12 protein-coding genes are annotated in these 13,256 nt (G+C 66.7%); 1 reads left to right on the top strand and 11 read right to left on the bottom strand.

All coding sequences use genetic code 11. The features are described from left to right. Window positions 1–20: 20 nt before the first annotated feature. Entirely contained in the window at window positions 21–773 is a 753-nt protein-coding gene (locus tag ACYVJH_RS10500) for a pyridoxine 5'-phosphate synthase (protein ID WP_460454595.1), read from the top strand. A gap of 5 nt (window positions 774–778) precedes the next feature. Here the strand turns inward: ACYVJH_RS10500 and ACYVJH_RS10495 are convergent, their stop codons facing one another. The 11 genes from ACYVJH_RS10495 to dnaN all read right to left on the bottom strand — a co-directional run bounded on the left by ACYVJH_RS10495 (window position 779) and on the right by dnaN (window position 13,060). Further along, on the bottom strand, window positions 779–1,171 hold the full coding sequence (locus tag ACYVJH_RS10495; RefSeq protein WP_460454594.1) for an ExbD/TolR family protein: 393 nt from the start codon (window positions 1,169–1,171) through the stop codon (window positions 779–781). A gap of 150 nt (window positions 1,172–1,321) precedes the next feature. Continuing rightward, entirely contained in the window at window positions 1,322–1,750 is a 429-nt protein-coding gene (locus ACYVJH_RS10490; protein WP_188663586.1) for an ExbD/TolR family protein, read from the bottom strand. A 12-nt stretch (window positions 1,751–1,762) separates the two neighbouring features. Further along, window positions 1,763–2,176, bottom strand: coding sequence for an ExbD/TolR family protein (locus ACYVJH_RS10485; protein WP_460454593.1), 414 nt, complete (start codon window positions 2,174–2,176; stop codon window positions 1,763–1,765). A 28-nt stretch (window positions 2,177–2,204) separates the two neighbouring features. Further along, a complete protein-coding gene (locus ACYVJH_RS10480) occupies window positions 2,205–2,987 on the bottom strand; it encodes a MotA/TolQ/ExbB proton channel family protein (RefSeq protein WP_460454592.1) in 783 nt (260 codons plus the stop codon). 52 nt (window positions 2,988–3,039) lie between these two features. Continuing rightward, on the bottom strand, window positions 3,040–3,705 hold the full coding sequence (locus ACYVJH_RS10475) for an energy transducer TonB (RefSeq protein ID WP_460454591.1): 666 nt from the start codon (window positions 3,703–3,705) through the stop codon (window positions 3,040–3,042). A gap of 108 nt (window positions 3,706–3,813) precedes the next feature. Next, window positions 3,814–5,088, bottom strand: coding sequence for a tetratricopeptide repeat protein (locus ACYVJH_RS10470; protein ID WP_460454590.1), 1,275 nt, complete (start codon window positions 5,086–5,088; stop codon window positions 3,814–3,816). A gap of 191 nt (window positions 5,089–5,279) precedes the next feature. Then, the gene (locus ACYVJH_RS10465) at window positions 5,280–6,251 is read right to left on the bottom strand and encodes an alpha-L-glutamate ligase-like protein (RefSeq protein ID WP_460454589.1); all 972 of its coding nucleotides are present in this window, start codon (window positions 6,249–6,251) and stop codon (window positions 5,280–5,282) included. Between the two features lie 3 nt (window positions 6,252–6,254). Beyond that, window positions 6,255–7,853, bottom strand: coding sequence for a UUP1 family membrane protein (locus ACYVJH_RS10460; RefSeq protein WP_460454588.1), 1,599 nt, complete (start codon window positions 7,851–7,853; stop codon window positions 6,255–6,257). 202 nt (window positions 7,854–8,055) lie between these two features. After that, on the bottom strand, window positions 8,056–10,509 hold the full coding sequence (gene gyrB / locus ACYVJH_RS10455; RefSeq protein ID WP_460454587.1) for a DNA topoisomerase (ATP-hydrolyzing) subunit B: 2,454 nt from the start codon (window positions 10,507–10,509) through the stop codon (window positions 8,056–8,058). 264 nt (window positions 10,510–10,773) lie between these two features. Next, window positions 10,774–11,856, bottom strand: coding sequence for a DNA replication/repair protein RecF (gene recF / locus ACYVJH_RS10450; protein ID WP_460454586.1), 1,083 nt, complete (start codon window positions 11,854–11,856; stop codon window positions 10,774–10,776). Between the two features lie 103 nt (window positions 11,857–11,959). Beyond that, window positions 11,960–13,060 (bottom strand): DNA polymerase III subunit beta, encoded by a 1,101-nt coding sequence (gene dnaN / locus ACYVJH_RS10445; protein ID WP_460454585.1) that lies wholly within the window; start codon window positions 13,058–13,060, stop codon window positions 11,960–11,962. Window positions 13,061–13,256: the final 196 nt, after the last annotated feature.

Raw genomic sequence — 13,256 nt, 5'->3', positions numbered from 1 at the left:
CGCAGGGTAGGCTTGCCGGCATGACCGTGCTCAGCGTCAACGTCAACAAGATCGCCGTGCTTCGCAACTCCCGGGGCGGTACAGAGCCGCGCGTGACCGACGCGGCCGAGGCCGCCCTCCGGGCCGGTGCCGGGGGGATAACGGTGCATCCGCGCCCCGACCAGCGCCATATCCGGCCGGACGACGTGCGCGACCTGGCCCGCCTGGTCGCCGGACGCGGCGAATTCAATATCGAGGGCAATCCCTTTGCCCCGCCCCGGGGCGACTATCCGGGCCTGCTGGCCCTGGTCCGCGAAACCCGCCCGCAGCAGGCCACCCTGGTTCCGGATAGCGACGGCCAGATCACGTCCGACCACGGTTTCGACCTGGCCCGGGACGCCGACAGGCTGCGTCCGCTGGTGGCCGGGCTCAAGGCCTGCGGGGCCCGGGTGTCGCTGTTCATGGACGCCGGGGCACCGGACATCGCCCGCGCGGCCGAACTGGGCGCCGACCGGATCGAGCTCTACACCGGGCCCTATGCCCAGGCTTTCGCCGCGGGCGACCCGGCCGCGGCGCTGGCGTTGTGCCGGCGCAGCGCCCTGGAGGCCCAGGCCGCGGGCCTTGGCGTCAACGCCGGCCACGACCTGAGCCAGGCCAACCTGGAAGCCTTCCTGCGCGGCGTACCCGGGGTGCTTGAAGTCTCGATCGGTCACGCCCTGGTTGGCGAGGCCCTTTACGCGGGCCTGGCGCCAACCGTTCGCGCCTACCTGGCGCTCATCACCGCTGCCGGCTGACCGGCTCAGTCCAGGCTGATGTTGGCCACGCCGGCCCGGTTCGCGGCGGCCATGGCGGTCGTGGCGGACTGGTAATCGGCGTCGGGATGCACGGCGAGCTTGAGCACTAAACCCGGCTGGTCCCGGAGCTGGCTTTCGAGCAGGGCCTGCAGGCGGGCGGGTGCGACGGGCTGCCCGGCAAGCCGGAAGACGTCGCCCGGGGCGACCTCGAGCGCCACGATCACCGGCGGCCTGGGCGGCCGCGACGTGTCCCGGGGCAGGGTCAGGTCCATGCGGTGGTCCAGGAGTGGCGCGGTGACCATGAAGATCACCAGCAGCACCAGCATCACGTCCACGAGCGGGGTGATGTTGATTTCGGCCATGGAACCCTGATCGGAACGGACAGCGGCGAAAGCCATGGTGTTCTCCCGGGGTGGACTGTCTTCATCGATACGCCTGCCTGCTGCCGGGAACAAGCCACCGGCCGGGAGTCGGTTCCGGAATGGTTCAGCAAAAAAAACGCCGCCCGGAGGCGGCGTTGCTGCAGGGTGCGGGAAGCGCGGCCTCGATCAGGCGCCGGGTTCCACGAAAGCGATCTTTGCCATCCCGGCGTTCTTGGTGCGCGAGAGCACCTTGGCCAGGGTTTCGTACTGGGCTTCCATGTCGGTCTGGATCTCGACCGTAGGCTGCCGGGTCACGTCGGCGCCGGCACGCTCGGCCTCGACCTCAAGGGCCGCCTGGAGCGTGGACAGCGGGATCGGCGTGTTGTTCCAGGTCACCGTGCCACCCGCCTCGATGCGCAGGCGGATCGGCTCGGGCGGATCCTTCGGCGGCGGCGGCGGATTGGACGTGCGCTGCGGAAGGTCGACCTGGATCTGGTAGGACAGGGCCGGGGCCGTCACCATGAAGATGATCAGCAGCACCAGCATCACGTCCACCAGGGGCGTGACGTTGATGTCGGCCATCGGGCCCGCGCCGGAATTCGAGGCAAATGCCATGGTCTGTCGTCCTCAGCGCTCAGGGGTGGAAACGAAGCCGACCTTGCGGATACCCGCGCGGCGGACGTCGGTAACCACTTCGTGGATGACGGCGTACTTGGTGATGTTGTCGGAGCGGATGTCGACCTGCGGCTGCGGGGTCTTCTGGGCCAGCACGGCGAGGCGGGCATCGAGCACGTCGGCCGATACCTCTTCGTCGTTCCAGTAGACCTTGCCATCCGCCGTCACCGCGAGGGTGATCGGCGGCTGGTCGATTTCCGGCTTCTCTTCCAGGGTTGCCTGGGGCAGCTCCACCTTCACCTTGTGGGACATCAGGGGCGCCGTGATCATGAAGATGATCAGCAGGACCAGCATCACGTCCACGAGGGGCGTGACGTTGATGTCGGCCATCGGGCCGCCACCGCCGGAGTTGGATGAAAATGCCATGCCTGCGACTCCTGGTTAGACGTTCGACTTAGCGCTTGGCCGGAACTTCGCCGACGCGCGAGCCGGTGGCGAAGAAGTCGTGCAGGTCGTGGGCGAAGGTGTCGAACTTGGCATAGGTGTTGCGATTCGCGCGGTTGAAGGCGTTGTAGGCCAGCACCGCCGGGATCGCGACGAACAGACCGATGGCGGTCATGATCAGCGCCTCGCCGACCGGGCCCGCGACCGCGTCAATGGACGCCTGGCCGGTGGCACCGATGCGGATCAGGGCGCCGTAGATGCCCCAGACCGTACCGAGCAGACCCACGAACGGCGCGGTGGCACCGACGGTGGCCAGCCAGGTCATGCCGTTCTCGAGCTTGGCGCTCTCGCGGGTGACGGCCTGGCGCAGCGCGCGGTCGATGAACTCCGAGCGGTTCAGGGCGTCGACCAGGCGGCTGCCTTCGTGACGCTGGTGGTGGGCGGCGGCCTGGGCGCAGTCCAGCGCGATCTTGGAGAACGGCTCGTTGGCCGGCTGTTCTTCCATGAAGCGGATCGCGTCCTGGGCGTTCGGGGTTTCCCAGAAGGTACGCACGACGGTGTCGGCGCGCTTCGAGATGACCGCGTTCTTGATGGCGTTGACGATGGTGTACCACCACGAGCCAAACGACATCACGATGAGCATGATGAGGACGACCCACTGGACGAAGAACTCAGCGGGGTTCCGCAGCAGCTCCGCCATCATGTGGGAGAAGCCCATCTTCGACAGGGCGGAGGCGTTGTCGGCGGCGCCGCCAGCGGCGGTTGCGACCGTGAGGAGGATTTCCTGCAGCATAAGGAGTGCCTTTCTTTAAGTGGTTTGACCGTTTACGTGGGTACTGCTGGCGTTACCGCGGAGGCGTGAACTTGACCGGGACGAGAACCGCGCCGCCGACCCTCTGGCCGTTGCGCAGTCCCGGGTTGAACTTCCACCGACGCGCGGCATCCATGGCCGAGCGGTCGAGGTTGCGATTACGGCTGGAGCGCTCGATGGCGACATCAAGCACGTTGCCGGCGGCGTCGATGGTGACGCGCAGGATAACGGTACCGCCGACGCCGTCGCGGGCTTCCTTGGCGGGATAGCGCGGCTGGTAGAGCGCGCGGCCCGAGATGTCTTCGGAAGGTGCGTAGTCGGCAGGCGGGGCCGGCGGCGACGGCGGAGCCGGCGGCGGGGCCTCGATGTCGATCGGGCTGGGATCGTCGAACACCACCGGCGGCTCTTCAGGCGGCGGCGGAATCGGCGTCGGCTTGGGCTGCTGGATGATCTTCTGGACCACCTTGGGCGGCTCCGGCGGCGGCGGCGGCGGCGGCGGCGGGGGCGGCGGCGGTTCGATGAAGGACACCTGGGTCACCTCTTCCGCGGCCTTCTGGACCGAGGGCGGGTTGACCGGCGCCATCATGAACATGAACGCGATCGCATGCAGCGCGATAGCGAATGCGTTGCCACCGACGCGCGCCCAGCTAAGGCCCTGCGGAGGGGTGTCGTACCTGTTGTAGTAGTTCTTGTCCGTCATACGTTCGGCGGCTCGAGCTCTCGTTCGGTCGGCGTCAGGTGCCGTGGCCCGCCGGAGACCGGCGGGAACTTGTTAGCTTATACCACGGGGAATCGGTTTACCAACCGTTCAACGGGAAATCTGGGCCAGGGCCTTCTGGGCCTGGTCGCGGGTCGCCGGATCCTTGGCGGCCTCCGCGTAGGCCTGTCGGGCCGCGGCGAAGTTGTCCATGTAGTACTCGGAGCGGGCGATGACCATCCAGGCCTCGCCGGGCCGCTTGAGGCCCTTGTCCAGCGCCTGGCGGGCCGCCGCCTTGGCTTCCTCGTTGCGGTCCTCGTTGGTGAGGATCTGCGAGAGCGCCAGGGAGGTGTCGCCGGTGGAATCGAGCGGCGCCGCCTTCTTGTAGGCGTTCACCGCACCCTCGATCTGGTCGCTGAAGTACAGCGACTGCGCAAGGAAAGTATACGTGCGGGCATCGGCCGGCAGGATGCCCTTCTCCAGGCCTTCCTGGATGACCTCGGCGGCCTCCGCTTCCTTGCCATCCATGTTGAGGTAGATGGCGTAGAGGTTCTCGTAGTCGCGCTGCTCGGTCAGCATGCCCTTCTGGCGGGCAGTGTCGAGCAGGGCGGCGGCCTTTTCGGAGTTGTCGGTCTGGGCATACAGCGACGCCAGGTTGAGCAGCGTGCGCTTGTCGTCCGGGTTCTTGGCCTGCAGCTGCTCGGCCAGGGCGACGGCGTCGCCCTCGCGGCCGAGTTCGTTGTACGACGCCATCAGCATCTGCTGCCAGTTGTTCTCGGAGTTGCCGTCGTTGAGCTCGATGGCCTTGCGGACCGCGTCGATGGTCTGTTCGTACTGGCCGGCGTTGTAGTGCACGCCCGCCTTGAGAGCGTAGACCTCAGGGTCCTTCGATTTCGTCTCGGCGATGAGCCGGTCGATCATGGCGATGGACTTTTCGGTCATGTCTTCCTGGGCGTAAACCGACGCCAGGGTGTGCATGGTCGCGAAATGGTTGTTGTTCGGCAGCGCGTTTTCCTCGAGCGCGCGCTCGAGATACGGAATGGCGCGCGGGTAGTCGTCGACGCCCAGGGCGGCGTTGCCGGCGATCATCAGCGCGACGCCGCGGTCGTAGGCCTTGGCGCGCTCGTTGGCCAGCAGCTTCTCGGCCATCGCGATCGCACCTTCCATGTCCTCGCCCTCGTTGTAGAGGTCGAACATCTTCTGGATGTCCTTGGCCAGGCGCGGGGTGTTCTTGGCTTCCGGGGATTCGCGGGTGGCGTCCGGGTAGGCCTCTTCCTGCTTGTCCCTGTCCTTGCCACGCTGCGCGTGGGCGTCACCCACCGACAGCGAGGCCGCGATAACCGCGGCGGCCAGGACCTTGAGCTTTAGGGCGTGGGCAAACTTCATCTGGGAACTCCTTCGCCGCCGCGGTGTTCCGCGACTGGTGGCCGGTTAGGGTAACGGGGAATGGAGCAATCACTCAAGCGGTGGGCTGTCCGGTTTTACCGTTCGCCCCCGTATAGGTTTCCCCTTTGGAGCCAAGCATGCCCGCGCTTCTCGACGATGGGCTTAAAACATCGTTAAACGCCGCGTGACGTTCAGCCTGTGGTCGGAAAGTTGGCGACGGCGAAAGCGACCCGCTCGGCGGGGTCCCGGGACAGTTCGCCGCGATCACGCAGGGCCTCGACCTTGCGGAGCCGCGACTCCAGGCCGTTGCCGTTGGCCATCTGGATCGCCAGGCCGGGCCGGGCGTTGAGCTCGAGGATCATCGGGCCCCGGTCACGATCGAGCACGAAGTCCACGCCCACGTAGCCCAGGCCGGAGAGCTCGTAACAGCGCGAGGCCATTTCCAGCAGCTGCTGCCAGTGCGGGATCAGGAGGTTGACGATGCTGTGTTCGGTGTCGGGGTGCTCGCGGATGATCTCCGTGCCCCAGACACCACGCTTGGTCCGGCCGGTGGGCAGGTCGATGCCCACGCCGATGGCGCCCTGGTGCAGGTTGGCCTTGCCATCGGACATGCGGGTGGGAAGGCGGATCATGGCCATCACCGGGTAGCCGAGGAAGACGATGATGCGCACGTCGGGCACGCCCTTGAAGCTGACGTTGTCGAACACCGGGTCGAACTGCACGCAGTATTCGACGATCAGGTGGTCGGGCTGGCCGCCCAGCGAGAACAGGCCGGAGAGCCCGTTCGAGAGGTGGTGCTCGAATTCCTCGCGGGTCATCAGGCTGCCGCTGGCGCGCCGGTACTTGTTGCCGCGGCGGCCGCTGATGACCAGGATGCCGTCGCCGCCCGACCCATGCGCCGGCTTGACCACGAAGCTGTCACGGCCCTCGAGCTTCTTGTGCAGCTCCGCGATCTCGTGTTCCTCGCGCACCACGGCATACAGGTCGGGAACGGGCAGGCCCGCCTTGATCGCCAGCTTCTTGGTCAGCAGCTTGTCGTCCACCCGCGGGTAGAACTTGCGCGGGTTGTGCATCAGCACGTAGTGGGCATTTCGCTGGCCGATGCCGACCAGGCCGATCTCGCGCAGGCGCCGTGCCACCTTGAAGGGATTGAAGAAAGCCATGGCTCAGGCCTTGGTTTCCGGCTCGGCCTTCGCCGGCGGCGGCACGATCGGATCGGGATCGCGGGCCAGCGCGCGGAAGCGCAGCAGTTCGTTGAGCCGGTAGCCGGAATAACGCCCCAGCACCAGCGCCAGCGCGAACAGGATCAGCAGGACCTCCGGATAAACGAAGACCAGGTGTTCAAGCGGCTGCCAGCTCATGACGATGTAGGCGAGGGCGGCGACCACCAGGGTGCCGATGCCTTCGCGGATGGCGGTGCCGGCGCCACGCTCGTCCCAGGCCACCGACATGCGTTCGATGGTCATGGCCATGATCACCATGGGGAACAGCGCCACGCTGAGGCCGACTTCCAGCCCGAGGCGGTTCGACAGCACGCTGACCGCGGCCATCAGCAGAACGACCAGGATCAGGATGGCGGTCAGGCGCGGCACCAGCAGCAGGCGCAGGCGTTCAAGGTAAAAACGCACCAGCAGGCCGAAGCCGACCACCACCACGAACAGCGAAATGCCGGCGACCAGCGCGGTTTCCCGGAAGGCCAGGGCGATCAGCACCGGCATGAAGGTGCCATAGGTCTTCACGCCGACGAGGTTGCGCAGCAGCAGCATGATGAAGGCGCCGATCGGCACCATCAGCAGGATCCGGTAGGTTTCCTGCGCCTGCAGCGGCAGGCTGAGCAGGGAATAACGGACCAGGTTCGCGTCGCGCACTTCGAGCCGGCGTTCGGCCGTCGCCATCGCGTCGGCCAGGTTGGCCTTGACCGTGAACGCCAGCGTCGAGGGCGGTTCGCCTTCGATGGCAAGCAGCGGCTTGCCGGTGACATTCCAGAGGAACAGGTCGGCTGGCCGGCCTTCGGCGGTGGTCCGCGGATCGAGCATGGTCCACTCGAGGCCGTCGTGGACGAGCAGCCACGACTGCATGCGGGCTTCGACCCCGGGGTCGATACCCTCGCCGGCGGGGGAAAGCTTCAGGCCGTGCACCACGCGCGCGGGAATGTTGCGCACGGCCAGCAGCTGCACGACGAAGTTGCTGCGGGCGATGTCGTCGGCGCCATGCAGTTCGCGCAGGAGCGCGACTTCTTCGCTTGGGTCGGTCTCGTTCAGACGCCGCAGGAGTTCGCGGGCATAGGTAACGGTGTTCGACGAACGTTCGCGCACCTGGTCGAGCAAGGTGTTGGCGGCCGTGGCGTATGGCTCTTCGAATTCCGGCTGCGGCGCCAGTTCCGGTTCGAAATCGAGCTCGACGGTCTCGGCCTCGTCCGCCCGCACCACGGTGGCGCGGTAATAGAGGTCCTGCTCACCGACGGCGCGGCGGATGGCCCACTGCACTTCACGGCCGCCGTCCGAGGTTTCACCCAGGTGGGTGTAGTTGCGCGCAACGAAACGTTCGTCGATCAGCGTGAAACCCGGCGTGGTTTCCGGCAGCTGCAGGGTGACCGTGTTGGCTCCCTTGCGCGGCTGGTATTCGACGTGGGCCTGCAGCGTCCACACTTGCACCTGGGCGTCAGGCTGGAGCGGGAACTCCAGCACCTTCCACTTGTAATAGATCGCCGCGGATGCGGCGACGACAATGGCCAGGGCCAGCAGGTAAAGGTGTCGCTTGCTCATAGGGTTCCCGGTTCGATTCCATCGCGGCGCCGTGCCCCTGCGGCCGCGCGGCGTGCCAGTGTAACCCCGGGTTCGACCAAGTTCAGTACGCCGCCAGGGTCATGGCGCTGGCATTGCCGGCGACATGGGCGACAAGGGCAGCCCGGACGCCGCCGGCCACCCGGCCGGGTGGCCGGACGAACCGCCGGCGGGCGGCCTGTCCTCAGACGTCGAGATTGGCGACTCGCAGGGCGTTGTCTTCGATGAACTCGCGGCGCGGCTCCACCACGTCGCCCATCAGGGTGGAGAAGATTTCGTCGGCGGCGACGGCGTCCTCGATGCGCACCTTGAGCAAGCGGCGGGTTTCAGGGTTCACCGTGGTTTCCCACAGCTGTTCCGGGTTCATTTCGCCCAGGCCCTTGAAGCGCTGGATCATGCGGCCCTTCTTGGCCTCCTCGAGCAGCCATTCCTGGACCTGCGCGAAGCGCGTGACCGGCTGCACACGGTTGCCACGCGTGATGCTGGCGCCGGGCTGGAGCAGGCCTTCGAGCGCCGTGGCGACTTCCGTGAGCTGGCGCAGTTCGCCACCAAGCAGCTGGCTGGCGGGCAGCGTCTGCGTGGACGCCAGGCCATGGTGCTGCTTGGTGATGACCAGGGCGGCCGGCAGGTTCTCTTCGGCGTTGCCTGCCTGCACCGACACCGAGTAGCGCGCGCGTCCCAGGCCGGTGGCGTTGAGGCGACGTTCGAGTTCGGTGGTCCAGGTGTCGAGCGCACCGGGGGTGGCGAAACCTTCGGCGGACAGCGGCGGCATTTCCAGCATGGCCTCGAGCACCGGCGTGTCGACGCGGTGGGCGAAACGCGCCAGGGAATCACGTGCGGCGATGTAGTCGAGCAGCAGTTTTTCCAGGGCGGCACCCGACACCGGCGGCGCGCCTTCGGACGGCCGCAGTTCGGCGCCTTCCACGGCGTTGTTGGCCAGGTAGGCGTTGAGCGCCGCGTCGTCCTTGAGGTAAAGCTCGTTCTTGCCCTGCTTGAGCTTGTACAGCGGCGGCAGGCCGATATAGACGTGGCCGCGCTCGATCAGGTCCGGCATCTGCCGGTAGAAGAAGGTGAGCAGCAGCGTGCGGATGTGCGAACCGTCGACGTCGGCGTCGGTCATGATGATGATGCGGTGGTAACGCAGCTTGTCCGGGTTGTACTCGTCCTTGCCGATGCCGGTGCCCAGGGCGGTGATCAGCGTACCGACCTCGGCCGAGGCCAGCATGCGGTCGAAGCGCGCACGTTCGACGTTGAGGATCTTGCCGCGCAGCGGGAGCACCGCCTGGTTCTTGCGGTTGCGACCCTGCTTGGCCGAACCACCCGCCGAGTCACCCTCGACGATGAAAAGTTCGGACAGCGCCGGATCCTTTTCCTGGCAGTCGGCCAGCTTGCCGGGCAGGCCGGCGATGTCGAGCGCACCCTTGCGGCGCGTCAGGTCGCGGGCCTTGCGGGCCGCTTCGCGCGCACGCGCGGCGTCCACGATCTTGCCGGCGATGGCCTTGGCTTCGTTCGGGCGTTCCTGCAGGAATTCCTCGAGCTTCTGGCCGATGACCGATTCAACGGCCGGGCGCACTTCGGAGCTGACCAGTTTTTCCTTGGTCTGCGAACTGAAGCTGGGGTCGGGCACCTTCACGGACAGCACGGCGATCATGCCTTCGCGCATGTCGTCACCGGACAGGGAAATCTTGGCCTGCTTGGCGATGCCGTTTTGTTCGATGTAATTGCTCAGCGTGCGGGTCAGCGCAGCGCGGAAACCGATGAGATGGGTGCCGCCATCCTTCTGCGGGATGTTGTTGGTGAAGCAGAACATCGTTTCCTGGTAGCTGTCGGTCCACTGCACCGCGATGTCGACGACGATGCCGTCCTTTTCGCCCGAAGCGGAGATAACTGTTTGATGTAGCGGGGTTTTTAGCGCCGAAAGGTGTTCCACGAAGCTACGGATGCCGCCTTCGTACTCAAAAACGTCGCGCTTGCCTTCGCCACGCTCGTCGACGAGCTCGATGCGCACGCCCGAGTTGAGGAAGCTCAACTCGCGCAGGCGCTTGGCCAGGATGTCGTAGTGGAATTCAACGTCGGTGAAGATCTCGGCGCTGGGCAGGAAGCGCAGCTGCGTGCCCTTCTTGTTGGCCGAAGGCCCCACTTCCTTGAGCGGATACATCGGCTCGCCGAGCGCGTACTGCTGCTGGTAGTGCTGGCCGTCGCGCCAGATGTCCAGCCACAGGCTGGACGAGAGCGCATTCACCACCGACACGCCGACGCCATGCAGGCCACCGGATACCTTGTAGCTGTTGTCGTCGAACTTACCGCCGGCGTGCAGCACGGTCATGATGACCTCGGCCGCGGAAACGCCCTCTTCCTTGTGGATGTCGACCGGGATGCCGCGGCCGTTGTCGGACACCGAACACGAGCCGTCGGCGTGCAACGTGACCAGCACCGCGTCGCAGTGGCCAGCCAGGGCTTCATCGATGGCGTTGTCGACGACCTCGAACACCATGTGGTGCAGACCGGTGCCATCGTGCACGTCGCCGATGTACATGCCGGGCCGCTTGCGGACTGCTTCCAGGCCGCGTAGCACGGTGATCTTGCTGGAGTCGTAGTTGTTGTTGACGGGGATCGGCGGATTCGGTGTGTCGGTCATCGGAGGCGTGTACTCGGGTCCACGGCGGCCCGCTGGCGGCCCGGTGGGGGCGGCACAACGCGCCTATAAATAAGGTGTCCGAGTATAGCGCGTGGCGGCTTCACATGGCACACGCGGGGCTCCCGGCGAAAAGCGCTCCCGGGGAGCGGGTTCAGGCTCGGCGGCCACCTGTGGCCAGCCAGGGCGAAGCGGGGGGGGGTTCGCCGCGTGGGTGGCTTGCGCTTCCGGGCAGCAGTCCCCACCGGAAGACGGCGGGCGTCGGCCTCAGCCCGGACGAAGCTGCCCGCGTTCCACGTGGAACACTGCCTGGGGCTCCAGGGGGCCAGTCAGGATGCCTGGTGCGTCCGTGGCGGTCAGGATGACCTGGGCGCCGGAATCCAGGACGGCCGTCAGGGCGTGGCGCAGGTGGGTCTGGTCGAGCTCGGACGCCAGGTCATCCAGGCAAACCAGGGGCCATTCGCCCCGCTCTGCGGCAAAGGCCCGGGCCTGGGCCAGCACGCAGGCCAGGGCCGTCAGCTTCTCCTGGCCACGGGACAGGGCCTCTTTCCCGGGCAATGCGGGGTAATCGACCCGCCAGTCGGCCCGGTGCGGACCGACGCTGGTGTAGCCCAGGGCCAGATCCCGATCCCGGGCCAGCAGGAGCGCGTCGGCCAGCGGATGCTCCGACTGGCGCCAGCCGGGCAGGAAGGCCATGCCGGCCTGGCCCAGTTCTGGGAGGAATTCGGCGGCGGTGGCGGCCAGCACCGGCTCCAGCCTGGCCAGATAGTCGGCGCGCAGGCTGCTGAGGCGCTGGCCGGAGTCCACCAGCTCCAGGTCCCAGGGGTCCAGGGCACTGGCTGCCGGCCCACGCTTGAGCAGGGCATTGCGCTGCTTCAGGGCCCGGGCATACCGGCGCCAGGCGGGCAGGAAGCTCGGTTCCACGTGGAACAGGGCCCAATCCAGGAAGCGCCGGCGGTGTTCGGCGCCCCCGGCGATCAGTTCGTGGCTGCCGGGTTCGAAACTGACCACGGCCAGTTCCGCACACAGCTCGGTCAGGCTGGGGGCGGGCGCCCCGTCCAGCCGCGCCTCCCATTCGCTGCCCGTGTGCCGCAGGCCTGCCCGACGGGAACGGCCCTGGCCGTCCTGCCACTCCGCATAGACCGAAAGCGCCGGCTGGCCACTGCGGACCAGGCCGTCCCGGACCCGTCCCCGGAAGGACCGGCCATAACCCAGCAAATGCATGGCTTCGACCAGGCTGGTCTTGCCGGCACCATTACCCCCTGTCACCAGGTTCAGGCCGGCAACGGGCGTGAAGCGCACTTCGGCCAGGCAACGCAGGTTCTGGACGTCAAGCCGGGTCAGGCGCATGGCAGGCAGGGGCCTCGGGCAGCGGCGCCCCGGGGTAGCGGGGACCGGAAACGACACCGCCCGGCAGAAGCCGGGCGGTGATCAGGAGCAGCAAACCGCCGGGTCACAGCCGCAGCGGCATCACCACGTGGCGGCTGCGCTCGTGGCTGGCTTCGCGCACCAGGGCCGAGGAGTTGGCGTCCCGCAGGAGCAGGATGACCGTGTCCTCGCGCAGGGCGCTGAGCGCATCGAGCAGGTAGGTCACGTTGAAACCGATGCCCAGGCCGTCAACCTTGGTCTCGGCCTCGATTTCTTCCTGGGCCTCTTCCTGTTCCGGGTTGTGGGCCACGATCCGCACCTGGCCCGGGCTGATCTCGAGCTTCACGCCGCGGTACTTCTCGTTCGACAGGATCGCCGCGCGCTGGAGGGCGGCCCGCAAGCCTTCGCGGTCGAGCTTCACTTCCTTGTCGGCACCGATCGGGATGACCGCGTCGTAATCGGGGAATCGGCCATCGATCAGCTTGGACGTAAAGGTGACGTCCTCCCGGCGCATGCGCAGGTGGTTGCGACCGACTTCCAGCTCGACCTCGCGATCGCCGCCTTCCAGCAGGCGCTGCAGCTCCAGCACGCCCTTGCGCGGCACGATGATCTGCTTGCGGGTCTGGGCACCGGCGGGCAGGGGTGCTTCGCACAGGGCCAGGCGATGGCCATCGGTGGCGACGCAGCGCAGGCTGTCTTCGCGCAGGTCCAGGAGCAGGCCGTTGAGGTAATAGCGCACGTCCTGCTGGGCCATCGCGAACGCAGTGCGTTCGATCAGTTCCTTGAGCGCGGCTTCCGGCACCCGGACGCGTTCGACCAGGTCCAGGTCCTCGACGGCCGGGAAGTCATTGGCGGGCAGGGTGGCCAGGGTGAAGCGGCTACGGCCGGCCTGCACGGTGACCTTGTCACCCGACTGGCTGATGGTGACCTTGCTGCCATCGGGCAGCGCCCGGACGATTTCGAAAAGCTTGCGTGCCGGGATCGTGGTTTCACCCGCCTGGGCGTCGTCCACGTCGGTACGGGCAATCATCTCGACTTCCAGGTCCGTGCCGGTCATCGACAGTTTGTCGCCTTCGACCGTCACCAGCAGGTTGGCCAGTACCGGCAAGGTTTGCCGGCGTTCGACCACGTTGACCACCTGCTGCAGCGGTTTGAGCAGAACTTCTCGCGTCAGGCTGAAACGCATGCGATTCCCCAAGCTCCAATGAGTGGATAAATCAAAAACTGGTGGTGGTAGTGTCGCCGAAATCGCGGGATAACACAGCCAACCATTTGTTTTATAACCGAAAAACCGTAGTGCCAAGTCTGTGCGCGGAGGCCTTGGGATCCTGTGGAAACCTGTGGATAGTTTTCCGCCCCTGAAACTGCCCTCAACTTATCCA

This window comes from Arenimonas aestuarii, from assembly GCF_054781715.1.
This window is presented reverse-complemented; position numbering and strand designations above follow the sequence as displayed.

What these genes read in the sequence shown, in the direction of transcription:
- ACYVJH_RS10485 (WP_460454593.1), bottom strand. Translation starts at nt 2,176, where the DNA reads ATGGCATTTTCATCCAACTCCGGCGGTGGCGGCCCGATGGCCGACATC.
- ACYVJH_RS10475 (WP_460454591.1), bottom strand. Translation starts at nt 3,705, where the DNA reads ATGACGGACAAGAACTACTACAACAGGTACGACACCCCTCCGCAGGGC.
- recF (WP_460454586.1), bottom strand. Translation starts at nt 11,856, where the DNA reads ATGCGCCTGACCCGGCTTGACGTCCAGAACCTGCGTTGCCTGGCCGAA.
- ACYVJH_RS10460 (WP_460454588.1), bottom strand. Translation starts at nt 7,853, where the DNA reads ATGAGCAAGCGACACCTTTACCTGCTGGCCCTGGCCATTGTCGTCGCC.
- ACYVJH_RS10480 (WP_460454592.1), bottom strand. Translation starts at nt 2,987, where the DNA reads ATGCTGCAGGAAATCCTCCTCACGGTCGCAACCGCCGCTGGCGGCGCC.
- ACYVJH_RS10495 (WP_460454594.1), bottom strand. Translation starts at nt 1,171, where the DNA reads ATGGCTTTCGCCGCTGTCCGTTCCGATCAGGGTTCCATGGCCGAAATC.
- ACYVJH_RS10470 (WP_460454590.1), bottom strand. Translation starts at nt 5,088, where the DNA reads ATGAAGTTTGCCCACGCCCTAAAGCTCAAGGTCCTGGCCGCCGCGGTT.
- gyrB (WP_460454587.1), bottom strand. Translation starts at nt 10,509, where the DNA reads ATGACCGACACACCGAATCCGCCGATCCCCGTCAACAACAACTACGAC.
- ACYVJH_RS10500 (WP_460454595.1), top strand. Translation starts at nt 21, where the DNA reads ATGACCGTGCTCAGCGTCAACGTCAACAAGATCGCCGTGCTTCGCAAC.
- ACYVJH_RS10490 (WP_188663586.1), bottom strand. Translation starts at nt 1,750, where the DNA reads ATGGCATTTGCCTCGAATTCCGGCGCGGGCCCGATGGCCGACATCAAC.
- ACYVJH_RS10465 (WP_460454589.1), bottom strand. Translation starts at nt 6,251, where the DNA reads ATGGCTTTCTTCAATCCCTTCAAGGTGGCACGGCGCCTGCGCGAGATC.
- dnaN (WP_460454585.1), bottom strand. Translation starts at nt 13,060, where the DNA reads ATGCGTTTCAGCCTGACGCGAGAAGTTCTGCTCAAACCGCTGCAGCAG.